This window comes from Fibrella aestuarina BUZ 2, assembly GCF_000331105.1.
In the GTDB taxonomy this organism is placed as follows: Bacteria; Bacteroidota; Bacteroidia; order Cytophagales; family Spirosomataceae; genus Fibrella; species Fibrella aestuarina.
In genome coordinates this window covers 1,334,462-1,358,160 of record NC_020054.1, presented here as the reverse complement: position 1 = coordinate 1,358,160, position 23,699 = coordinate 1,334,462, and the positions used below count along the sequence as shown (strand labels likewise).

The following is a 23,699-nucleotide window of genomic DNA, read 5'->3' as shown; positions in this document are numbered from 1 at the left end:
TGTGGTGTCTTATCGCCTCGAATGGAAGCCTCGGCGGCAAAACGTGAGAACCAACGACTGTTAGCTCTCTTTATCAACTTGTGCGTAACTCAATTCAACAGGGGTGCTCCGACCGAAGATCTTCACGACAACGTTCAGTTTCTTCCGATCATCGAACACCTCTTCAACGGTGCCAATGAAGCCGCTGAACGGCCCATCAACTACCTTCACCGACTCACCTTTCAGGTAAGCGACTGTCGGCGTTGCTGCTTCCTGGGTCTCTTCTTCGACTTTGCCCAGAATGCGCTTCACTTCGGCTTCACGCAGCGGAACCGGAATCTTCGAATTCCCCGACCCCGTGTTACCCAGAAAGCCGATCACACCCGGCATATTGGTGATCAGGTCGAGCGCGCGGGCATTGCCCAAATCAGCCGAAATCAGGATATAACCGGGAAAGAACGACTTCTCGCGAATCCGCTTTTTGCCATTCCGCATTTCGTAGACCTTCTCTGAAGGAATCAATACCTGCGGAATCACTTCCGACAAATTTTGCCGGTGGATTTCGTTGTCGAGATACGACTTAACCTTTTTCTCCTGCCCGGATACCGCCCGAATGACGTACCAGTTGATGCCAGTGCCCATGCTAAATGGTGGTAATTAAAATGACTGGTAGAAGAGGTTGAGTACGTTTTCAAAAACGTAATCGACCAGTCCGACCATAAGCGCAAAAATCAGCGAAGCTACCAGTACCAGCGTCGAACTGCCCTGTAATTCGCTGAATTTCGGCCAAGTCACATTGTGTTGAACTTCTTCCCAAGACAACTTGAGGAAGGATGTCACCTTGTCCATTGTATGTAAGGATTGGCACGGGTGGAGAGATTCGAACTCCCATCAACGGTTTTGGAGACCGCTATTCTACCCTTGAACTACACCCGTGTATTGTATGCCCCGCCGAAACGGACTGCAAAGATCGGAAATTCTTATCAAAAAACAAGTGCACTCCCTTGCGGAAATGCACTTGTTTATGAATCAATCGATTAGTCGAGGATTTCGGTTACCTGACCAGCACCTACGGTACGGCCACCTTCACGAATAGCGAAGCGAAGACCTTTCTCCATGGCGATTTTGTTGATCAGGGTAACTTCGATGGTGATGTTATCACCAGGCATTACCATCTCAACGCCAGCAGGCAGTACGATTTCGCCCGTTACGTCCGTGGTACGGAAGTAGAACTGCGGACGGTACTTGTTGAAGAACGGCGTGTGACGGCCACCTTCTTCTTTCGACAGTACGTACACCTCAGCCTTGAATTTGGCATGGGGCGTTACTGAACCAGGCTTGCAAATAACCATACCACGACGGATATCGGTTTTTTCAATACCACGGAGCAGCAGACCTACGTTGTCACCGGCTTCGCCACGGTCCAGAATTTTCCGGAACATTTCTACACCCGTTACAACTGATTTCAGGTTTTCGGCACCCATCCCGAGGATTTCAACCGGCTCACCTGAGTTGATCACACCACGCTCGATACGACCCGTAGCAACCGTACCACGACCCGTGATCGAGAATACGTCTTCCACCGGCATCAGGAACGGCAGATCGGTCTGACGCGGAGGCAGGGGAATGAATGAGTCTACCGAGTCCATCAGTTCTTCGATAGTTTTCACCCACTTCGCGTCGCCATTCAGGCCACCCAGTGCAGAACCCTGGATAACAGGAATGTTGTCGCCGTCGAAGTTATAGAAGCTCAACAGCTCGCGGATTTCCATCTCAACGAGTTCGAGCAGCTCGGGATCGTCGACCATATCCACCTTGTTCATGAATACAACAAGCTGGGGTACACCTACTTGACGGGCGAGCAGGATGTGCTCACGAGTCTGGGGCATGGGACCGTCGGTTGCAGCTACTACCAGGATGGCACCGTCCATCTGAGCGGCACCCGTTACCATGTTCTTCACATAGTCAGCGTGGCCCGGGCAGTCAACGTGTGCATAGTGGCGGTTAGCCGTTGCATATTCTACGTGTGAGGTGTTGATTGTGATACCACGCTCTTTTTCCTCAGGGGCATTATCAATCGACGAGAAGTCCCGCATTGCAGCCAGGCCTTTTTCGGCGAGTACTTTCGTAATGGCTGCCGTCAGCGTCGTCTTGCCGTGGTCAACGTGACCAATCGTACCGATGTTGACGTGCGGTTTCGAGCGGTCAAAATTCTCCTTTGCCATGTCTAAAAACGCTTAGATTAACTATTGTTAGTGTTAGTTGATTTGCCCTTACGCAAAAGGTGCCCCCAAAGAAGCACCCTTCTAAAGCTACCCCAACAGAGCAATATTTGGCAGCTTAGAGCCTTCTATCGGATTTGAACCGACGACCTCTTCCTTACCAAGGAAGTGCTCTACCACTGAGCTAAGAAGGCAAACTTTGGTTAATGTCACTGAGCGGGAGACGAGGTTCGAACTCGCGACCTATAGCTTGGAAGGCTATCGCTCTACCAACTGAGCTACTCCCGCAAAAATTAGTTTGTAGTTTGGGCGTTTCTTATTTACAGTTGAAAAGCCGAAACTAACTGCAAACTAAACACGCTCAAACTACAAACTCGTTGGTGGGGAGTGGAGGATTCGAACCTCCGAAGGCGTACGCCAGCAGATTTACAGTCTGATCCATTTGGCCACTCTGGAAACTCCCCAAGTCAATCAATAAAGAACGATTCCTAGCCGTTTCCCGGTTTGGAGTTGCAAAAGTACGACGATTTTGTCCGTTGTCAACAGGTCGCGCAAAAATTCTTTGACACTTCTGCAAAACGAAGCCGCAACGTACCTGTTGCGGCTTCGTTTTGGTAGGCCTATGGCTTACCGGTTCTTAGATCGTGATTCCGAAGCTAAGAGGCCGTAAGGCAGGGCCACGGTTGTCCTGGAACGTATTGGTCAGGTGGTATTTGACGAAGAAATTCAGGCCAGCGACACCAATATTTCCTTGCAAACCATACTGCAGATTATTCAGGAAATAGCTGTTATGGTCGCGAATTACGTCGTTGTTTTCCAGCTTGATTTTGGTGTAGCTATCGAGCCGATAGCCGATAAAACCACCAAATCCGATACTGAAGGCGCGCTTGCGGCTACTATTATAAATAGCGAACTGAGGCACCACCGGAATTTCCAGATTGCAGACGGTGAGCTTGCTCTTTTCCAGTTGCACGGGGTACGTCTGGAAAGCTACGCCGTTGGCTTCGCGTTCAAGTCTCACGTTCTGCTGAAACATAAAGTTGTTCCAGGCGAATTGTAACCCATACCGTACGCTGATGCGAACGTGTTCATTCCGGACAATGGACGGATTTTGGGTGAGGCTTATGGCAAAATAGCGCGATCCCAACGGGCTCAATTCAAATGAACCGCCATTGTACAGGGCGTCGGTGGGGCCGTTGAGCCAGGTATTCAAACCAATGTGAAAGTCGGTGTTTACTTTCCAGTTTGAGCGTGACGAATAGGTTCGTGTGGTTCGCGTCCGTGAACTTCGCTCCCGCTGATAGTCGTCCGATGACTCATTGCTCCTACTATCATCGTTTTTGACGCTGATCGTTACGTTTCCGCCTGACTTCTCCACCACGATCAGCGTGTCGCGCAGGTAGCGTTTACCGTTTTGTTCATTAATGGCGTACACCTGTCCCTCGGGCACGGAGTCGAGTTTGCTGACCATTTCTCGTACGATCTGGTTTAGGTCATACTGCGTGATCTTCTTTAATTGCTCTTTGGTGGGCGCGTAGATCGCCACGCGTGAAGACGTACCAAACCGAATAATAAGCGAGTCGGCGGGGAGCGCCAGCGCCGTCTGTCCGAAGGCGATGAGGCAGCATAGTGTGAATAAAGTTCTCATGGTTCCAAGCTATTTTCGTTACGAAGGCTTTCGCGCACGCCGTTCATTAATCGACCTAACCCAGTTTTGGGTTCGGCCGCCTGCCGGGTGGGGGTAGCGCGGGCAAATACCTCTCCACGCTTAATCTGTTTTACTTTATCAAAAAACTGGGTCAGGTTAGGGGCATTGTGAGCGGCGTCTGGTTTTGTCGGCTCCAAAGCCGCCAGTTTAGTTGGTTCTGGCTCAGCGATCGTCAACACAACAGTGCGACCCGAAGACGACTTTTCCGACTCAGTTACGGTCGATGGGCCTTTTTCTGCTTTTGCAATACTTGGTGCTTCTACGCTTACAATCGCAGGTACGTTGTCTGGCGTCTTAGTTTGGGAGACGACTTGTTCAACTGGCGCAGTCTCCCGGCTATTGATCTCTTTCTTCGTTACGTAGGCATCCGCTTTCCCAAAGCGCGGTTTTCGTTGGGGGCGATTAACCGTTTCTGATGAAGCGTTATCAGCTGCCGTGGCTAATTCCGCACCAGTTTGTGGCAACTCGTTTTTTGGCATTGATAGCCGGGGCGACGCAGTGTCTAGTTGATGAGCCACATCGTGGCCCGTTGCGGTTGGCTTATCTATGCTGCCGGTACGAGGCCAGCTCAGCCAGAGTCCCCCTAGTAAGAGGCTAGCGGCAGCCCCATACCACCAACCTGCCAGCCGGCGTTTAGGCTGGGCTACTGGCATAGGGGTCGTATTCATCCGACTCTGCAAACGCCCAAACACATCGGCACCGGGTGTTACGTCGGCGTCGCGGAGTTTCCGGGCGAACAGGTCGTCAACTGGCTGCTTTTCCATAGTGGTTAGCTGGCTTATAGTCTATCTCCAGGCGGCGGATCTTGTCTTGTAACAAAGCACGGGCTCTGGATAATTGTGATTTTGAGGTGCCCTCGCTAATGCCCGTCAGTTCGGCAATTTCGGCGTGGCTGTACCCTTCAATAGCATATAGGTTAAACACGGTGCGGTATCCATCGGGCAATTGAGAAACCAGTCGAATCAGCGCCTCCGCATCCAGGTTTGCATCGGCCAGTTCGTAGTCTGGCTCACCGCCCAGATCGTCCAGCGGAACCTCCTGTCGCCAGGCTTTATTTTTGCGGAGGTACATCAGCGACTCGGTCACCATCACCCGACGTACCCAGCCTTCAAAACTACCTTCATTTCTGAACTGGTCAATCCGGTCAAACACACGCATGAAACCTTCAATCAGTACATCCTCGGCATCGTCGCGATTGGCAACGTACCGGAGACAAACAGCCATCATCCGGCCGGCATACTTCTCGTAAGCAATCTTCTGGGCGCGGGCTTCCCTCTGTTGCAACGCAACTACCAGCTCACGTTCCGAGAAGTAGTATGGTATAGAGGTGGCCATGCTGTCCCTGTTTGTAGCGAAGATGCATTTGGTTTGGGCTCAGGTTGCATGAAGGCCAATAAAAAATCCCAACCGTCTCAGATTGGGATTCAAAGCCTCGGTGAGCTAAATCCGCTCACCTTGTTTTCACAGGGCAGGATCGTATCGGATACCAGCTACGTAATGCAACCACACAACCCGTGACAGTCGGAAGTTAATGGGCGCAATAATGATTACCCCCAGGGAGACAACCAACGCATACACCCAGCCGGGCGGGTTATCGAGCAGGTAGAACAGAGTAAACCCGAGGATCAGCGCCAGACCACCCGAAAACGCATAACTGACGTACATAGCGCCAATAAAATACCCCGGCTCGACCTCGAAGCGTAGCCCGCAATGCGGACAGAACTCGTTCATTTCACCAAAACCCAGCGGCGCGTACAGCGGTGTTTTGAAGATCTTACCCTGTCGACACCTAGGACATAGCCCGGCGGACACGGCTTGCAATTTCGAGACGTTGGCCATGCTCTTTTTTACTGGTGCGATACCAGAGATAGCTAACAACGGCCACAATCAGGTAGGGCGCTGCCAGCAAATACAAAATTCCGACATTCAGATCAGACGCGACAACGCTCCGACCATTGCTTACTGTGCTTTCAACCACACTCCGACACATGGCACACTGCGCCATCAGATCGGTTTGCCCGAGTAAGATCAGGACAAGTACAAACGCCCAACTCCACGTTTTCATCGTTCCAGGCTGTTTTAATGGGTGTAATAAGGGCGAATCATCAGGTAAACGATTACGCCGGTTGTACTTACGTAAAACCAGATGGGCAAGGCCCAACGGGTCATCTGCTTATGAAGAACAAATTGCTTTGTCCAGGCGAAATACACGGCCCGCAACACAAACCACAGAACCACCACCGACAGAACGATGTGTGAGATCAGCAGAACGTAATAGACGGGACGTACCCACCCCTGACCGCCAAACGGCGTCGACTCATTCGACATGTGGTAGAGCACATAACTCACCAGGAAAACCGCTCCTAGCGAGAAAGCCATCGTCATAGTGGCCCGGTGCGCAGGTACGTTCTTCTGCCGGATAAAGTAGTAGCCTACTACTAACAACACGGATGTGATGGAATTAATTACGCCATTAATGTGAGGCAGGTACGTTGTCCATTCCCCAAGATCCACTTTCTGGCGAATCCCTAACAGCACGGCCACTACAATCGGAACCGCTACTGAAATGACATTGATCAGCCGATTGGCGTTCTTCTCTTTGGTAAGCAGCGTGGAGGTTTCCATAGGTTACGCTTCCTTCTTATATATGTCGAGCAAGACACGAATCTCGGCAATCAGCCGCTCGATGTCTTCTTTGTTGGTGCCATCGTAGAAGCCTCTGATAACACCCTGTTTATCCACTAAAACCAACTTTTCGCTGTGGATAAAAGTTTCGTCTGGCTTGCCGTAGGTGACCCCATGATCCACAACGGGCAGGAAGTACCCTCGTTGTGCCAAATTATAGATCACCCCCTTATCGCCCGTCAGAAAATACCATTTACCCGGAATGGCGCCGTAGCGCTTGGCATACGCTTTTAACTCGGTAGGCTGGTCATTGACCGGATCGACCGAATAGGACAGAAAGACGATGTCTGGATTGTCTTTGAACAACTCCTGCACCCGCGTCAAATTCGACTGAATTTTGGGGCAGATGGTGCCGCAGCGTGTGAAGAAGAAATCGGCAATGTGAATCTTGTTCTTTGCTAACGCTTCTGTGGCAGGCTTCCCGTCCTGATCAATCAACTTGAACGGAGGAATTGTCCGAAACAGGGTATCTTCTCGCTTATTGCCGTCAGCATCCACAACGGTTTGCATAACTGGCACGCCCCGAGTTGAGTCGATGACCGGAATAAAGCGAGGTAACGTGTAATGGTTTTGCGTACACGCTCTAAGCAATATATACGCAAAAGCCGGGGCCATCAACGTTACGAGGAGGGTCCCGGCTTTCTGGTACTTAGTCATTCTGTTTTATCGAAGTTCGAAAATCGAACCGCCTTCATACATCAGCGCCAACAGCAACCAGCAGATAAAGATGATCGGAAGCAGAATCGCCCATATAAGGCTTTTCACTTCGTGTTTGAGGTGCATAAACTCACCCACAATGTAGAACGCTTTCACGATCGTCATGCCCACGAAGATAGCAACCCGAAGGTGGTTGGCTGGCAACGTGAAGGCAATCAGAAATTCAAAGCCAGTGATGATCGACAGGATAATGAACGTCCGCCAGATGGCTTTGGTATTGGCAGGTGGTGGCGCAACGTCAGTACCACCGTGGTTATCCGAGTAAGGTGTATTTGCCATGTTTGCAAAAAGAATAGTGGTTTCAACAATCGTTTAAACCAGGTAGAAGAAGGTAAATACGAACACCCAAACCAGGTCAACAAAGTGCCAGTACAGACCAACTTTCTCAACCATCTCATAGTGTCCACGACGTGCATACATGCCTGTCGCCGTCCGGTAGAAGATAAGGATGTTCAGCACCACTCCCGAGAACACGTGTGTACCGTGAAAACCCGTAATAAAGAAAAACAGGTCAGCAAAAGCTGGCGGGCCGTACTGGTTTTCGGCCAAGTTTGCACCAAAAATCGTGCGCGACACCCACTCACCCCCGATCAGTTCTCGGAAGGTTGAGCCTTGCTCGGTACCATGGATAAAGTGTGACCATTCCCAGGCTTGGCTACTCAGGAAGGCAAAGCCACCCAGAATTGTCCAGAGCATGTACTTCTCCACATCAGCCTGATCGCGGCGGTGTCCAGCTTCAACGGCTAGTACCATCGTTACCGACGAGAAGATGAGGATAAAGGTCATGATACCCACAAATATCAGGGGCGCATTCATTCCATGCAGGAATGGAAGCGCGTTGAATACTTGATCGGGAACCGGCCAGTACATGTTCGAGAAATGGAACGGCACCCCATGGATCGCCGGGTCGTATGCTGGGTAGCTGTAACGAATAAGTCCGTAGGTTACAAGCAGTGCCGAGAACGTGAAGGTATCTGAGATGAGGAAGAACCACATCATCAACTTACCATAGCTGGCGTTCATGGGTTCTACCCCACCCATCCAGGCTTTCTTATCAAATAGTACCGACTCGTCGGTTGTTGTCGCTGTAGCCGCCATGCGTACCGAAGCAGATTAATGGAAATAGAGTAAAAAGAAATACAAGTAAAGCCAAAGGGCATCCAGAAAATGCCAGTACGTTGTTGCAATCTGAATCTGATCCAGTGCTTTCGCGTGTATCCTGAACCGATACGCCGCTACTAGTGCGAACACCAATACAACCAGCCCTGAGATCAGGTGGAAGCCGTGCATACCTGTAAACACATAAATGAACGAGCCTGCCGGGTTACCCACAAAATAAACGTTGTTGCGCACCAGCTCGACCCACCCCTGGAACTGCATGTACAGGAAGACCATTCCGAGCGCAAAAGTAATAGATATCGCTATCCTGAGTGCGTTGAAATTGTCTTTTTTGGCAGCAAAGTAGGCCCAATGCATCGTTAAACTACTCACAAGTAGCACAACCGTGCTATAACCAAACACGGCTGGTACCGTAAACTCAAGCCAGTTGCCTTCGGCCCGCCGTACCAGATATGCGCTGGTAAAGGAGGCAAAAAGCATGACTATACTCACAATGAACAGCCACAATATAAACTTGCGCGGGTTCACCGAGAGCGTCTCTTCAGGCTCTTCCTCGAGCCATTTAATATCTTCAGTTTCTTCCTGCATTTTAAAGACGGTCTAACACAAACGCGATTTGCACTATAGGTAAATACGCAAATGCCGCAAACATGAGCCGTTTGGCAGCCCCTATCGATGGGTTTGCTACCAGCATGCCGTTCAGGATGGTGAGCCCAACGGCTGAACCTAGAGCAATCCAGGCAGAAGCCGTACCCACGAAGCCCCAGTCATGGGCATACCAACCGAGCGGCATCAACCACACGGTAAACGCCAAAATAACCGACGCCGTCATGGCGGTGGCGGGTCGTTTCAACGGTAACAATTTGAAGCCAGCCTTCTCGTAATCCTCGTCGAGCACCCAGGCTACGGCCCAGAAGTGAGTGAATTGCCAGATGAATTGGACTGCGAACAGCCACCAGGCTTCTGACGACAACGTACCTGCAGCAGCAGCCCATCCAATCAAGGGTGGCAAGCCCCCCGGCACAGCACCCACATACACAGCAATCGATCCAACGCGTTTTAAAGGCGTATAGACAAAGCCGTATAACAGAAACGAGACGAACGAGATACCAGCCGTCAGTGGGTTAAACCAGAGCGTCTGCATAAAGAGACCCGCAAACAGCAGCACAGCGACAAACACTAGCGCTCTTTGCTTGCTGATACGTCCAGACGGCAGTGGTCTTCCACCGGTACGTTTCATCAGGCGATCAAACTCAACTTCCAGCACCTGATTGACCGCATTGGCGGCCCCCGTAATTAGCAGACCACTCAACGTAAACAGCAAAATTGCTCCCACATCGTATGGTCGTGGCGCAGCCATCATGTAGCCAAGCGCCGCAGAGAACCCAACTAACAACGACAGCCGTAGCTTCGTGAGCGCCAGATAATCTTTCCAGGTGGCCGCTTTTGATCGAAGACGTGGGGAGTTAAGCGTGGGTTGATCTGTTTGATTCATAACGTGCTGTTGCTACACCTGCTCATACCGAACTTCCGAACGGGCTGTATTGATTAGCAACGTCTCCTTTTTTACAAACAGAATTACCAGGAACTGAATTCCAAGCGCTACAACGGCCAACGTTAAGTGTACTGGTTGCGCCCAAGCCGGTATTGCCCAGTATGCCATAACAATGCCAGTTGCTATTTCCACCCCAATCAGCGCTACCATGGAAAGGGCCAATTGCCTCACCGTATTAGCTGGAGATTGGCTCTTAACCAGTGGCCAGATCCATAGTAGCTGCGTTGCAAGAACTACTAATGAAAAGCTGCGGTGGATATAGAAACGAATACCTAGCTCATCGATCCAACGAAAGCGTTGCTGAGCCCCAAATTGATCGGCCACCTCGTCAACTACCTCACGTACCTGCGTTCCCAACAAAATTTGCGTTAACAGCAGAATCGAGCTAATCAGTAGCCAGCGTTGTCCGGTTTTCGACACGTTCGTCTGCTCGTTTACCAGCAAAGCGGCCCGGCTACGCGCCATGACATACATCAGTACACCGACGATGACAATAGCCAGCAACATATGCAAGGTAATCAGCCAGGTAGCCAGTACACTCGAAACGACCTTAGCGCCCAACCAACCTTGAAAGCCTACCAGTATAAAGGCCAAAAAACTATAGCCTACGATGGCGCGATCTTTACGCCAGTAGGCTACAGTAGAGGCTATAAACGTCAGGAAGATAAACACGCCAATCAGCGCGCCTAGTAGCCGGTTCAAATACTCTGTCCACGTTTTTACGACGTTAAACTCTGTATTCGCGTAACCTCGGTGACTATAAATCTCCTGATAGTTAACTGGCAACTCATTAACGTTGGTCGGAGGTACCCATTGACCGAAGCACTTAGGCCAGTCGGGACATCCCATCCCGGAGCCGGTACTCCTGACGATGCCACCCACCAGAATCAGTAGGTAGACTGCAATAACCGTCAGGAGTGCCAGCCGCCGAAACGAACGCTCATTAATGAGGTTGTTTAAACTGGTCATTGAAGTTTTGGGCTTCAATCGCTTTCTCCAGTGAAATCAATTCATTCTCATGTGGAAGATTTGATTCAGGGGTTTGCGAGTACGGTACGTTCTGCGGAATGAAGTCATCATTCGCACCCGGCTTGCTGTAATCATACGGCCAACGGTACACCGCAGGGATTTCGCCCGGCCAGTTACCATGTCCCGGAACGACCGGCGTTGTCCACTCCAGCGTGTTCGATTTCCACGGGTTCTGAGAAGCCCGACGGCCTTTAAACAAGCTATAGACGAAGTTAAACAAGAACAGGAACTGCGCGGAGAACGTCAGGATAGCTGCGATGCTGATGAAGGCATTCATATCCTGGAAAATGTTCTTCGTGAAATCGTAGCTTGTGAAAGCGTAGTAACGACGGGGGAAGCCGGCAATACCGATATAGTGCATTGGGAAGAACACACAGTAGATACCGATAAACGTCATCCAGAAGTGAACGTACCCAAGCTTGTCGTTCATCATCCGGCCAAACATTTTGGGGAACCAGTGGTACACACCTGCCAGCAGACCAAAAGCCGATGAAGCGCCCATTACCAAGTGGAAGTGAGCAACAACGAAATAGGTATCGTGCAGTTGAATATCCAGGGCAGAGTTACCAAGAATCAATCCCGTTACCCCACCTGATATAAAGAACGATACCAGACCGATTGAGAACAACATGGCCGGTGTGAACCGAATGTTACCCCGCCACAGTGTTGTAATATAGTTAAACGCTTTCACCGCCGACGGAACGGCAATGATCAACGTCAGGAACATGAACACCGACCCAAGGAAGGGGTTCATACCTGTTACAAACATGTGGTGAGCCCAAACAATGAACGCTAGGAAAGCAATACCCATCATTGAGGCAATCATGGCACGATAGCCAAAGATCGGCTTGCGCGAGTTCGTCGCGATGATCTCTGAGGTAATACCCAAAGCAGGCAACATCACGATGTACACCTCAGGGTGACCCAAGAACCAGAACAAGTGCTGGAACAGAATGGGGCTACCACCAACGTTAGGAAGCGCCTCCCCACCAATATAGATGTCAGACAAATAGAAGCTCGTACCGAAGCTCCGGTCGAAGATCAGCAACAGAGCGGCTGACAAAAGAACGGGGAACGAGATCAGACCAAGCACAGCCGTCAGGAAGAAAGCCCAGATTGTCAATGGCAGTTTGCTGAACGACATACCGCGCGTACGCAGGTTGATCACCGTTGTGATATAGTTAATACCACCCAGCAACTGCGACACAATGAACAGCGCCATACTCGTAAGCCAGAGCGTCATACCCATCTTTGACCCATCATGAGCTTGGGGCAAGGCACTCAAAGGCGGATAAACAACCCAACCGCCCGCTGCGGGACCAGTTTCTAAGAAGAGCGAAACAAACATTACCAGACTGGCCATAAAGAAGAACCAGTAAGAGAGCATGTTCAGGAAGCCCGATGCCATATCACGGGCACCCACCTGCAATGGGATCAAGAAGTTTGAGAACGTGCCGCTCAAGCCAGCTGTCAATACAAAGAATACCATAATGGTACCATGCATTGTAACTAGTGCCAGATAGAAGTCAGCACTTAGCTTACCTGACTCATCAACCCATCCACCAATGAGGGGACGCAGGAATTCCATCTTCATCGCTGGGAAGCCCAGTTGAAGACGAAATATGACGGAGAAGCTAATGCCGATGATTGCCCAAAGAATACCTGTGATCAGGTATTGCTTAGCAATCGTTTTGTGGTCTTCGGCGAAAACGTACTTTCTCCAAAAGTTCAGTTCGTGGTCGTGGTGATCGTGCTCAGCCACTTGAACCGCAGTCGTAGAAAGTGCTCCTGTAGTTGCCATAGGTAGTAGCTTTTGTTGTTTTTGAAGAAATTAACGTAATGCCGCACTTCCCGTACCGCCAACACCAGCCGTTGAAGCTGTAGCTGTGCTATCCGTTTGCGCAGGCAGGTATTTTGCCGCTTTTGCTTTCAAATTCGCCGGAATACGCGATGCATACTCTGGGTACGTTGTCAGCAGTGGTTTCTGTTCAGCACACCACTTTTTCCATGAAGCCTCATCTTCCACGATCAGGTTCATCTTCATTGAGAAGTGGCCACGGCCACATACCTCGGTGCAGGCAATTTCATATTTGAAATTCTGATTGCCCGTCTCGTTACGCATCTGCTCAGTAGTCTTCTCAGGCTTGAACCAGAAACGAGTCGGCATGCCGGGCACGGCGTCCATCTTCACACGCATGTGAGGAATGAAGACACTGTGCAACACGTCACGAGCGCGAATTTTGATCAGTACAGGCTTGCCAACAGGAATGTGCAAGTCGGTACCCGTGAAATCATCAAATGCAGCTTCGTCTGAGTAATCAATACCAACTTCATTATTGTTATCGATTAGCTTATAATTGAAAGCGCCCAGTTTATTATTGTCTACGCCGGGGTAGCGGGCAATCCAGTTGAATTGCTTACCAACTAGCTCAACTTCCTGGGCTCCTTCGGGCGCTTCAGACATAATGTCGCGCCAAGCTTGCCAGCCTGTAAATACCATCACGGCCATTACGACGGCAGGTACTACTGTCCAGATTAGCTCAAGCTTGTGGTTTTCGGGATAATAGGTTGCCCGCTTGCCGTTTTTGTACTGGTACTTCCAGGCAAAAACAAAAAGCAGAATGTTAGTAACCAGAGCCGCCAACGTTACGATGGCCATAGACAACCAGAAGAGCGAATCCGTCCGGCGACCATGCTCCGAAGCCGCTTCTGGCAGAAAGTATTGCGTCGAATGGATAAACGACCACGTTGCAGCAGTAATACCGCCGATCAGGAACACGATGAACATGATCCCGTTGATCTTGTTGCTGGTGCCGCCGTAGTCTTCTACCTCTTCGCCGCCATTAACGCCTTTAAGCACGCTGGTCAATCGGCCAAACACCATGAAGGCGAGGGCCAGAAACACGAGCGACAATAGTGCTACGATGTAAATCATAAGAATAAGATTTAGATAAAGTCTAAATGTCGTGGTGCAAGGCTTCTTCTAGTAGTGGATGATTCTTGGCAATCAAATTAGCCTTTGCCAGTTGGGTAGACACTGACCAGATAAAAGCACAAGCGAAAATGAGGATCATGCCAAATTCAACTGGCCCGAATCCACCGTGTTCGCCAACCGTTCCTGGCATGATGTTGTTGTAAAAATCAAAGTAGTGACCAACAAGTACACCCCAGCAAGCAACCTTCAAAATGAGCGTTGTACGCTTTGCATCCCGTGTCATTAGAACAAGGAACGGAAATACAAAGTTTAGGAACAGGTTAACAAAGAAAGGAGCTAAGTAGATCTCATTATAGCCGCTAAAGCGCTCCCGATAATAGATCGTTTCTTCTGGCAGGTTGGCATAGTAAATCAACATGAACTGCGCAAACCAAACGTACGTCCAGAAGATGCTAAAAGCGAACACAAATTTGCCCAAATCTTGCAGATGACTGTTGTTCACGGCTTTCAAGTAGCCCTGCTCTTTCAGCATCACCACGGTCAGCGTCATGGTTGCCAAACCAGCTACGTGCCAGCTTGCCAGTGTGTACCAGCCAAACATCGTGCTGAACCAGTGGGTATCAATCGACATGATGAGATCCCAAGCGGCCGTCGATGAAGTTACAGCAAAAACAACCAGGAAGGCGGTGCCATACTTCATGCTTTTGTAGTAGTACTCGGTGCCACCATACAGGTCTTCCTGCAATGACAGGTTACGCAGGATACGCCACAGCATATACCAGGCAACGAAATAGAAAACGACGCGAATCAGGAAGAAGGGCGTGTTCAGAAAGCCATGCTTACCAGCAATAACCGGGTCGTAGTCATGGCTTGCCTTGTCATAAAGTCCTTCATGAGTCCAATGAAAAATGTCGTGGCCAGCAATGAAGAAAACACCCAGCAAAATCGCGCCGGTCACCGGCAAGAAAGCTGGCATGGCCTCGGGCACACGCTTGATTACTGACGACCAGCCGGCTTGCGCCAAGTAATTGTAAGAAATGAAGAATACGCCAGCGACTGAGATACCGGTGAAGTAAACCGCGTTTACCCACAAGTTAGCCCAAATACGGGTAATCCATTTGTAGTGACCGTGTGCGCCTTCGTGGCCCTCACTCAGGCCATGTCCCTGTACTGCCTCGTGGGCATGCTCACCAACTCCAGACGCAAGCAGGAATGCACCAAGCGCGACAAGTGCCACGCCAACGGCTCCACCAATAATTAGCCGCCGCTTCGACTCAGCCGTAAATTCATACTGCTCGTCTAAAGAAGGTATTGCGTGTACTGATGCCATTATTGACTGATTAAAAGATGATGCACAATCCTGCTTTGGTCAGGTCTGTGCGTTGTTTAGCGGTTTAACCTTGCTGAAGTTTGTGAACGTACATAACGATCTTCCAGCGTTCTTCTGGCGTCATCTGCGAACCGTGCGGCCACATCCGACCTTTGCCGTGCGTGATGACGTGGAAAATATGCCCATCATTCATCGTCTTGTAGGCGTCTGCTGAGTAGTTCGGTACACCAGCATACATTTTGCCTACCAGACCATCGCCTTTACCACCTTCGCCGTGGCAGTGTACGCAGTAACGTCCGTACAAAACTTTGCCTTCTTCCAGCGTGGCTTCCGTGGCCGGGATAGGATTAGACAGGGTACGTTCAGCAATGCCGATACTGTCTTTGGGAATGTTGTACACCATCAAGTCGGTGACAGCGCTATCGCCTTTACCAAACGTGGTGTGGTAGTTCCGTCGAGAAACAGTGCCTCGGGCCGGGTCACGCATATTCAATCCATACGGATTGATGCGGTTTGAATCGATCTGTTTGTAAGCTTCGTAGCCAACGGGATCGTACATCTGCGGCGCATACTGAACCCCGGTCGAATTGTGGTCATCGCCACAAGCGGTCATCAGTAGAGCAACGGCAAATCCGATGGTTGGCAGAGCTATATGCTTAAATTTCATATTCGGCGAATTAGAACTGCTTGACGTTGACTTCAGCAGCACCCGACTGCTTCAAAATCGATTCGATGTCTGCTTCCGACAGCTTGTTCTTCTCCATGTCGATTGCCATGGCAAACTTGTTGTCGGTTGTCCGCAGATCGAACATCAGCGGCTTCACAGTTGGCCCCATACCATTTGAGATGATGAAAGTGGCTACCATGCCCAGGGCTGTAAACAGCACCGTCAACTCGAACGTAATAGGAATATAAACGGGGAAAGAAAATGAATCCTTACCGCCTACGACCATCGGCCAGTCGAACTTCTCCGTGTAGGACATCAGCGCCAAAGCACAGAGGCAACCCGTAAGACCGAACATGAAAGCGACAATACCCAGACGGGAGCGCGGATGACCCAATGCCACGTCAAGCCCGTGGATCGGGAATGGCGTGTATACTTCGTGAATCCGAACGCCTGCTTCCCGAACTTCTTTGACAGCCTTCATGACCACATCGTCGTCATCAAAGATGCCTACCAAAAAGCGACTATTAACTGGCGATGCCATATACAATTGGAATGAGGTGGTTAATCAGCGTTTTTATTGAACGTAGGGCTAGTGACACGCTCACCTTTCGCTACGCCTGATACCGACTTCGGTAGTTTTTCAGACGAAGATTTGATGATCGCTTTTACTTCAGCCATGTTGACTACAGGCAGGAATTTGGCGAACAACAGGAAGAGCGTGAAGAAGAGGCCAAACGAGAAAATGTAATCGCTGATGTCGAACAAAGTCGGGTGAAACATAGCCCAGCTTGAAGGCAGATAATCGCGGTGCAGTGACGTAACGATAATCACAAAGCGCTCGAACCACATACCAATGTTCACAATAACTGACAGCACGAATGTCCAAACCACACTACGACGAATAGTAGCGCTCCAGAAAAGCTGCGGTGAGATTACGTTACACGTCATCATCGCCCAGTAAGCCCACCAATAAGGACCGGTTGCCCGGTTGATGAACGCATAGGCTTCAAATTCAACGCCCGAATACCAGGCAATGAAAAACTCGGTCAGGTACGCTACCCCCACAATCGAGCCCGTCAGCGTGATGATTTTGTTCATCGACTCAATGTGCTCTGTTGTAATGTAGTCTTCCAGTTTGAAAACCACCCGGGTGATCAGCATCAGGTTCTGCACCATGGCAAAACCAGAGAAGATTGCACCCGCTACGAAGTAAGGCGGGAAGATCGTAGTGTGCCAGCCGGGAATTACCGACGTAGCAAAGTCCATACTTACGATCGTGTGTACCGATAGTACAAGGGGAGTCGAGATACCGGCCAGGATAAGGCTCATGTATTCGTAACGAGCCCATGTTTTGGCCGAACCGTTCCAGCCCAGCGAGAAAGCGCCATACACATAACGGCTTACTTTGCTACGGGCACGGTCACGAATTGTGGCCAGATCAGGCACCAGACCCATGTACCAGAATACCAGCGACACGGTGAAATAGGTACTGATGGCAAATACGTCCCAAACAAGGGGTGATTTGAAGTTCACCCACAGTGAGCCGAACGTGTTGGGTAGAGGCAGTGCCCAGTAGCCTAACCAGGGGCGGCCCATGTGCATGAAGATGAACGAAGCGGCACAAAGTACGGCGAAGATCGTCATGGCCTCAGCAGCCCGGTTGATTGACGTCCGCCACTTCTGCCGGAACAGCAACAGAATGGCCGAGATCAACGTACCTGCGTGACCAATACCTACCCACCATACGAAGTTGGTGATATCCCACGCCCAACCTACTGTTTTATTGAGCCCCCATACGCCCAGGCCTTCCCACCAGGTGTAGAACACACAGGCAGTGCCGTAGACCAATACGATGGCCGAAATTGTGAAGGCAATTGTCCACTCACGGGTGGGTTTGCCTTCAACCTGCTTGCAAACGTCTTCCGTAACGTCTGCATAGGTTTTACCACCTGAAACAAGTGGCGTGCGTACGGCTGAAGTAATATGCATTGCTTTCTAATTTGCTAAAGGGTACGTTATCTACGCCTGAGAATGCTGAGTCGACTCCTGCTTCGGTCCTTCGTCTTTGTTACGGATCTTGGTCAGATACGCAATTTGGGGGCGGACGTTGATTTCTTCCAGAACGTGGAAGGCGCGTTCGTTCAATTCAGTAGCCAATACCTTCGAGATAGTGCTTTCGGGGTTATTCATGTCACCGAAAATAATCGCATCTGTTGGGCAGGCCTGCGCGCAGGCCGACTGGATTTCGTCGGGCAGCGGACGACGACGTTCTTTCTTCGCCGTGAGCTTACCTTCCTGAATCCGTTGTACGCAGAATGAGCATTTCTCGATCACACCGCGGGCACGAACCGTTACGTCTGGGTTGATGACCATCTTGCCCAGATCGTTGTTGAATTGGTAATCGAATTTGTCTTCGTCGTGGTATTTAAACCAGTTGAAGCGACGCACTTTATAAGGGCAGTTGTTGGCGCAGTAGCGGGTACCAATGCAACGGTTGTAAACCATTTGGTTTAACCCTTCCGTGCTGTGCGTGGTAGCCAATACCGGGCATACCGTTTCGCAAGGTGCGTTGCTGCAATGCTGGCAAAGCATCGGCTGGAAGGTCACTTCGGGGTTAGCCGACGCTTTTTCCAGAGCGGTATAATCGCCTTCTTCGGCATCGCTGCTGTAGTACCGGTCGATCCGCATCCAGTGCATTTCACGACGGGCCAACACTTCTTCGCGGCCTACCGTAGGCGTGTTGTTTTCTGAGATGCAACCTACTACGCAAGCGCCGCAGCCGATACATGAGTTCAGGTCGATGACCATACCCCATGAGTGGTTTGGCTTGCCGTAACCGTGCCAGAGTGTAATATCAGTCGGTGTAACAGGGCCCTCTGAGGTTTCTACTTTCGGGAAGTAGCGACCTTCTTTGGGATCCTTTTTGTACCGAGCCAGGATGCCTTCCTGCAACACTGCCCGACGGCCCATTACCGTTTCGTGCGTTTGCGTCTGGGCAATTTCGTGACGACCGCCAGCCTTGCTTACTGTAGCCGTATAGGCGGCCATTGAAACAGTGCCACCCACGATCGAGGCAAGCTGATACGCATTCTGACCAACGCCATCCGCACATTTACCAGCTTTCGAGCGACCATAACCGATGGCAACAGCTACCGTGTTATCAGCCTGACCCGGTTGGATCAGCGCGGGCAGCTCGATTGACTTACCAGCAACGTCGATTTTCAGCAGTTCGTCTTGCTCAACCCCCATGTCAGTGGCTGTCTTTTGCGAGATCGCTGCGTAGTTGTCCCAGCAGGCTTTCGATACGGGATCGGGAAACTCCTGAATCCATGGGTTGTTGGCCTGTGAACCAGTACCCATACCGACTTTTTCGTAAATAACAACCTCCATGCCTGTAGTAGGCTTGTATCGTTGTGCAATACCGGCTGCTGCAGCCGCTGTGTTACCAGCGAAACTAACAGCCGAGGGGGCTACAGCCGTTGCCGTTTCGAAAACGCCATCATGCAGTACTTTAATCCAGTATTCATCAAAGCTGGCATAGCCTGTTGCTTTGGGGAACATGTTAGTACGCCAGTAGCTACGTACATATTCCTGAAAATCGTTGTTACGACCTGCCCACGTCAGCAGGCTTGACTGCATCTGACGTGTTTTGAAGATATGCGTGATGGCAGGCTGCGTCAGGCTATAGAAGCCAGCCTTGGGCTCGGCATCGTTCCAGCACTCCAGGAAATGAGGAGCTGGCGTGATGTACCTCGTGAGTGAACCTGTTTCGTCGGCACGATCACCGAAGTAGATCGACAGCGCAGCCTTGGGCAACGCTTCAGCAATCTCGGCACCACGCGGATGATCATAAACCGGGTTGGCCATGTGGAACATCACAGCTTTAACCTGACCGCCTTTCAACTCGTTGATGAAGGCGTTCATTTGCTGATCATTCCCCTGACGGTAGTTAACCGGCGTATTCAGATTGATCGTCGAGGCGTAGCTACCCAGCAGGCTGTTCAACGCATTGACGACGATCTGTACGTTCGGATCGTTTGACCCGGCAACGACAACTGCCTGACCACGTGATGCAACCAGATCAGCAGCAGCTTTATCAAGGTACTGAACCTCAACGGCCGGTGCACTGATGGCCTGACCACCCAACTTGGCAGCGACTTTGTTATACAAACTGGCAACAACCAAGCCCTCTTGCGACGGCTTATACGTACCCCGATAGTCGGCGTTTGACCCAGTCATCGACAGTATAGTCTCAAACTGGTAGTGGCGCGACATTTCTTTATTACCACCACCAACGGCGCCGATCTTACGCGTTTTGGCATAAGGCATGGCGTGATCAAGCGGAGCAATCCACGTACCCAGGAAGTCGGCACCGATGCTGACGATCGTGCGGGCCTTGCTGAAATCGTATGATGGAATAACGGCTTTACCGAACGAAGCCTGATTGGCCTGAATGATGCCCGACGCCGAGTTGGCATCATACATGATATGACGGGCCGTTGGATACTTGGCTACGAAATCAGCGATAACTGCTTTTGTAGACGGGCTTACAATCGACGACGTAACCAGACGAATAGCTCCACCCTGTGCCGCGATCGTGGTCAGTTGGCTGATGATTTCTTTATCAGCTACATCCCAGGTAATATCCTGCTCACCCCGCTTCGGACCACGCAGTTTCTCGTTATCATATAACGACAAAAGCGAGGCCTGAACCCGCGCAGTTGTACCGCCTTTCGACAGGCTCGACAACGGGTTGCCTTCAATTTTAATGGGGCGACCTTCCCGAGTTTCGACTAAAATGCTGGCGTAATCGCCACCGTCTGTATAAGTCGACGCATAGTAATCAGAGATGCTGGGGAACGTGCCTTCCGGCTTATTTAAATAAGGAATGGCTTTGCGCACCGGAGCTTCGCAGGCAGCGAGCGAAACCGCCGCCATGCCGAAACCCAGTGTTTTCAAAAAATCACGGCGGGGGGCGTTGGTGCCATCCAGCAGATTCTGGAGATCATTCCCAGTTGGCTCCGCAAATTCCGATTGCGCGTTTTTTACAAACGTAGCATCGTTGCGTAGCTCCTCAACACCCTTCCAATACCGTTTGGTTACTTGTTCCATATATTGATTCAAGCAGCGAGCCGATGTTTGGCTGATACTTCGTAGAGATTGAGAGAATTAATAGTGACACTTTGAACACTCCAGACCGCCAATATTGGCAACCTTCAGAGGTTCGCGTGACTCTTTGCTGTGTAGGGCAACGAGCTTGTCGTAGTAAGCGTTGTCTTTGGTGTTTACTTCCGTCTTGCGGTGGCAGTCAATACACCAGCCCATGGTGAGCGATGAGCGCTGCTCAACCACTTCCATTTTTTCAATTTCACCATGGCAGCTCTGGCACTGTACGTTGCCTACGTTTACGTGCTGAGCATGGTTGAAGTAAGCCAGATCAGGCAGGTTGTGCACCCGAATCCATTCGATAGGCTTATTCTGCTCGATAGCCGTGTAAATCTTCTGAATCTCCGGCGACTCTTTCTTGATCACACCGTGGCAGTTCATACAGATGTTGGCCGAGGGGATCGTTGCCGACTTGCCTTTGTTCACACCCGTATGGCAGTAGTTACAGTCGATTTTGTACTGACCAGCGTGCAGTTTGTGTGAGTAAGCAATAGGTTGCTTAGGGGCGTAACCCTGTTGGATACCTACTGAGTACAAGCCATCAAGCGACATCTTCGTAGCGACCAGAATAAACAGCCAGATCGCTACCGAACGAACGGTTGAGTTGTTAACCGCGCCAAGCAGACCGGCCCGAAGACGCTGTACGAAGGGTTGTGCCCGCGTGCCAACCTCACCTTCCGTTTGCGGGTTAACCGCTTTCGACAGGATGGTCACAATCACGAACAGTACGCCCAATACCAGCAGCATAACGACCAGTAGCGCAATCAGGACGAACGTGAACAATTCAGACGGACCTGACGACGTTGATGAGGAAGCAGCGGCAGTAGAGGCTTTGGTACCACCAGCTTGGTTATCGCCAGCGGTAGCCTGAGCAGCGCCACCTGCGTTTTCCGAATCAATGTAATCCAGGATGCCTTTGATGTCACCGTCCGTCAGATTCGGAAATGACGACATCTGCGTCTTGTTGTACTGATTGAAGATCTTCACTGCGTATGCATCACCAGAAGCGATGACAGCCGACGAGTTCCGAATCCATTTTTGTAGCCAGGCATCGCCGGGGGTACGTTGGCGAACACCTTTCAAACCGGGGCCAACCAGCGCCACCTCATTGGTGTTGTGACACTGCTGACAATTGTTGGTGAAGAGTTCTTTACCCTTCGCCACATCGCCACCACCTGCGGCGGCAGCGGGAGCTGGAGTGGCCGGGCCACCCCCACCTTGTGCAGCTGAGGAGTCTTGTCCGTACGTAAGGCCACCACTCAACAGCAAGGTCGTTGACAGAGCCACCACTCCGTAAAGCTTCGTTAAACGGCTCATAACGAATGATTTATAAATAATTTTAGAGAGCATACTCACCACTGATTTCCATTGGCGCACAAAAGTACGGCAGGAACGTTAATTACGAAAGGGGCTTTTGAGCTATTTTAAGTACTAAATCGCTTGTCTGGAAAGGTTCTAAATCATTCCCACAATCACACGCTCAACTCTCTGGGCAACGGTCCAAGTTTTCGCCAGAGCGAAAAAAAAAGCCGTCAGAAAATAGTGATCTGACGGCTTTCCAAGGGAGGTTCCGAGCGGATTCGAACCGCTGTAGCAGCTTTTGCAGAGCTGAGCCTAGCCTCTCGGCCACGGAACCCTGTGCGTTTGGACTGCAAATATAATCTTTTCTTGCTACGGGCGCACCTGCCAAGCCACAACTTTAAAAATTTACGCTTCTACTCTAACTGATCATTGATCCAGTCGGTCATAAGCTGCAAGACGTCCTGCTGCTCAGGTTCGTTGTGCAGTTCATGATAAAGCCCTGACCATGATTTCATTGTTACGTTACGAGCCCCTTTAATGGCAAAATCAACCGACCCGCTATGGGCTGCCAATCGGTCATCGGTTCCATGCATGACTAGAGTAGGTACGTTGATTTGGTCAGCATGGCTTATGGCATACTCCTGCGCTTCGAAAGCGCCAAAAAACCAACCCGGCGTTATTTTGTCGTGCACCAGCGTATCCGCTTTGTAGGCCGCAATAACAACCGGGTCACGCGAAACCGACGTCGGATCAAGTTTTGACGGTACCTGAATCGATGGGTAGATATACCGCATCGTTTTGGCGAGCCAGATTTCCATTTTGGGTGGCTCGTAGGGCATTCGCAACCAGGCAGCCTGCACAATAGCCCCCCGAATAACCGGCTGACGGCGAATCAGGAAATTGGCCAGGATATTTCCGCCCATCGAATGGCCAAAGAGAAATACGGGCAAAGCAGGGTGGCGTTCTTTTGTAAACCCCATGAATGCGTCAACGCTATCAAGCAGTACCTCGTAGTTAGCTACGTGTCCCCGCTTACCGGGCGTTTTCCCGTGGCCAGGCAGATCATAGCTCGTTACGGCGAAACCCTGCTTATTCAGAAATTCGGCGACATGCCTATACCGTCCTGAGTGTTCGCCGAACCCATGAATGAGACCGATAACCGCTTTGGCTCCTTCCAGCGGCCAATCAGTAGCAGACAGATGCGCTGACCCAAAGGGGATGGTCAGTTCAAGGGCAGACATATAGGCAAGACGAGTCTAGGCGTGAGCCGTCCAAAGTACGCAAA

24 protein-coding genes and 5 tRNA genes are annotated in these 23,699 nt (G+C 50.7%); all 29 read right to left on the bottom strand.

The features are described from left to right. Window positions 1-60 precede the first annotated feature (60 nt). On the bottom strand, window positions 61-621 hold the full coding sequence (nusG, locus tag FAES_RS05465; RefSeq protein ID WP_015330200.1) for a transcription termination/antitermination protein NusG: 561 nt from the start codon (window positions 619-621) through the stop codon (window positions 61-63). A 15-nt stretch (window positions 622-636) separates the two neighbouring features. Beyond that, window positions 637-828 carry a preprotein translocase subunit SecE gene (secE, locus tag FAES_RS05460; protein ID WP_015330199.1) on the bottom strand — a complete coding sequence of 64 codons (192 nt, stop codon included), beginning with the start codon at window positions 826-828 and terminating at the stop codon, window positions 637-639. Window positions 829-841: 13 nt separating this feature from the next. Then, window positions 842-915: transfer RNA gene (locus FAES_RS05455), tRNA-Trp, on the bottom strand. Between the two features lie 101 nt (window positions 916-1,016). Continuing rightward, window positions 1,017-2,204, bottom strand: coding sequence for an elongation factor Tu (gene tuf / locus FAES_RS05450; RefSeq protein WP_015330198.1), 1,188 nt, complete (start codon window positions 2,202-2,204; stop codon window positions 1,017-1,019). 119 nt (window positions 2,205-2,323) lie between these two features. Next, window positions 2,324-2,395: transfer RNA gene (locus tag FAES_RS05445), tRNA-Thr, on the bottom strand. A 21-nt stretch (window positions 2,396-2,416) separates the two neighbouring features. Next, window positions 2,417-2,489, bottom strand: a tRNA-Gly gene (locus FAES_RS05440). A gap of 90 nt (window positions 2,490-2,579) precedes the next feature. Next, window positions 2,580-2,665, bottom strand: a tRNA-Tyr gene (locus tag FAES_RS05435). 173 nt (window positions 2,666-2,838) lie between these two features. Next, complete coding sequence (locus tag FAES_RS05430) at window positions 2,839-3,849, bottom strand: outer membrane beta-barrel protein (protein WP_015330196.1); 1,011 nt, start codon at window positions 3,847-3,849, stop codon at window positions 2,839-2,841. Further along, window positions 3,846-4,388, bottom strand: a complete 543-nt coding sequence (locus FAES_RS05425) for a hypothetical protein (protein ID WP_148289295.1) — start codon at window positions 4,386-4,388, stop codon at window positions 3,846-3,848. Before FAES_RS05425 ends, FAES_RS05430 begins: the two co-directional genes overlap by 4 nt. A 265-nt stretch (window positions 4,389-4,653) precedes the next feature. After that, window positions 4,654-5,244, bottom strand: a complete 591-nt coding sequence (locus FAES_RS05420) for an RNA polymerase sigma factor (protein WP_015330195.1) — start codon at window positions 5,242-5,244, stop codon at window positions 4,654-4,656. A 126-nt stretch (window positions 5,245-5,370) separates the two neighbouring features. After that, window positions 5,371-5,640, bottom strand: coding sequence for a DUF983 domain-containing protein (locus FAES_RS05415; protein WP_229364429.1), 270 nt, complete (start codon window positions 5,638-5,640; stop codon window positions 5,371-5,373). Window positions 5,641-5,698: 58 nt separating this feature from the next. Further along, window positions 5,699-5,974, bottom strand: coding sequence for a CAMCR motif-containing small membrane protein (locus tag FAES_RS30880; protein WP_015330193.1), 276 nt, complete (start codon window positions 5,972-5,974; stop codon window positions 5,699-5,701). 14 nt (window positions 5,975-5,988) lie between these two features. Then, window positions 5,989-6,534, bottom strand: coding sequence for a DUF420 domain-containing protein (locus FAES_RS05405; RefSeq protein WP_015330192.1), 546 nt, complete (start codon window positions 6,532-6,534; stop codon window positions 5,989-5,991). 3 nt (window positions 6,535-6,537) lie between these two features. Continuing rightward, window positions 6,538-7,104, bottom strand: a complete 567-nt coding sequence (locus tag FAES_RS05400; protein WP_015330191.1) for an SCO family protein — start codon at window positions 7,102-7,104, stop codon at window positions 6,538-6,540. Window positions 7,105-7,257: 153 nt separating this feature from the next. Further along, the gene (locus FAES_RS05395) at window positions 7,258-7,590 is read right to left on the bottom strand and encodes a cytochrome C oxidase subunit IV family protein (protein WP_015330190.1); all 333 of its coding nucleotides are present in this window, start codon (window positions 7,588-7,590) and stop codon (window positions 7,258-7,260) included. A 33-nt stretch (window positions 7,591-7,623) separates the two neighbouring features. After that, window positions 7,624-8,409, bottom strand: a complete 786-nt coding sequence (locus FAES_RS05390) for a cytochrome c oxidase subunit 3 (RefSeq protein ID WP_015330189.1) — start codon at window positions 8,407-8,409, stop codon at window positions 7,624-7,626. A gap of 15 nt (window positions 8,410-8,424) precedes the next feature. Next, the gene (locus FAES_RS05385) at window positions 8,425-9,018 is read right to left on the bottom strand and encodes a cytochrome c oxidase subunit 3 (protein WP_015330188.1); all 594 of its coding nucleotides are present in this window, start codon (window positions 9,016-9,018) and stop codon (window positions 8,425-8,427) included. Between the two features lies 1 nt (window position 9,019). Next, a complete protein-coding gene (gene cyoE / locus FAES_RS05380; RefSeq protein ID WP_015330187.1) occupies window positions 9,020-9,925 on the bottom strand; it encodes a heme o synthase in 906 nt (301 codons plus the stop codon). Window positions 9,926-9,937: 12 nt separating this feature from the next. After that, window positions 9,938-10,954, bottom strand: a complete 1,017-nt coding sequence (locus FAES_RS05375) for a COX15/CtaA family protein (RefSeq protein WP_015330186.1) — start codon at window positions 10,952-10,954, stop codon at window positions 9,938-9,940. Beyond that, a complete protein-coding gene (locus tag FAES_RS05370; RefSeq protein WP_015330185.1) occupies window positions 10,929-12,815 on the bottom strand; it encodes a cytochrome c oxidase subunit I in 1,887 nt (628 codons plus the stop codon). The genes FAES_RS05375 and FAES_RS05370 overlap by 26 nt, the downstream gene beginning before the upstream one ends. Before the next feature lie 30 nt (window positions 12,816-12,845). After that, window positions 12,846-13,949, bottom strand: a complete 1,104-nt coding sequence (locus tag FAES_RS05365) for a cytochrome c oxidase subunit II (protein WP_015330184.1) — start codon at window positions 13,947-13,949, stop codon at window positions 12,846-12,848. A 22-nt stretch (window positions 13,950-13,971) separates the two neighbouring features. Continuing rightward, window positions 13,972-15,279 (bottom strand): hypothetical protein, encoded by a 1,308-nt coding sequence (locus FAES_RS05360; protein ID WP_015330183.1) that lies wholly within the window; start codon window positions 15,277-15,279, stop codon window positions 13,972-13,974. Between the two features lie 64 nt (window positions 15,280-15,343). Further along, window positions 15,344-15,946 carry a c-type cytochrome gene (locus FAES_RS05355; protein WP_015330182.1) on the bottom strand — a complete coding sequence of 201 codons (603 nt, stop codon included), beginning with the start codon at window positions 15,944-15,946 and terminating at the stop codon, window positions 15,344-15,346. Window positions 15,947-15,956: 10 nt separating this feature from the next. Beyond that, window positions 15,957-16,487, bottom strand: a complete 531-nt coding sequence (locus tag FAES_RS05350; RefSeq protein ID WP_015330181.1) for a DUF3341 domain-containing protein — start codon at window positions 16,485-16,487, stop codon at window positions 15,957-15,959. 20 nt (window positions 16,488-16,507) lie between these two features. Further along, the gene (nrfD, locus tag FAES_RS05345; protein WP_015330180.1) at window positions 16,508-17,935 is read right to left on the bottom strand and encodes an NrfD/PsrC family molybdoenzyme membrane anchor subunit; all 1,428 of its coding nucleotides are present in this window, start codon (window positions 17,933-17,935) and stop codon (window positions 16,508-16,510) included. Window positions 17,936-17,965: 30 nt separating this feature from the next. After that, a complete protein-coding gene (locus FAES_RS05340) occupies window positions 17,966-21,058 on the bottom strand; it encodes a TAT-variant-translocated molybdopterin oxidoreductase (RefSeq protein ID WP_015330179.1) in 3,093 nt (1,030 codons plus the stop codon). Window positions 21,059-21,115: 57 nt separating this feature from the next. Then, window positions 21,116-22,429, bottom strand: coding sequence for a cytochrome c3 family protein (locus FAES_RS05335; RefSeq protein WP_229364428.1), 1,314 nt, complete (start codon window positions 22,427-22,429; stop codon window positions 21,116-21,118). A 248-nt stretch (window positions 22,430-22,677) separates the two neighbouring features. Beyond that, a tRNA-Cys gene (locus FAES_RS05330) sits at window positions 22,678-22,748 on the bottom strand. A 79-nt stretch (window positions 22,749-22,827) separates the two neighbouring features. Beyond that, a complete protein-coding gene (locus tag FAES_RS05325; protein ID WP_015330177.1) occupies window positions 22,828-23,655 on the bottom strand; it encodes an alpha/beta hydrolase in 828 nt (275 codons plus the stop codon). Between the last annotated feature and the right edge of the window lie 44 nt (window positions 23,656-23,699).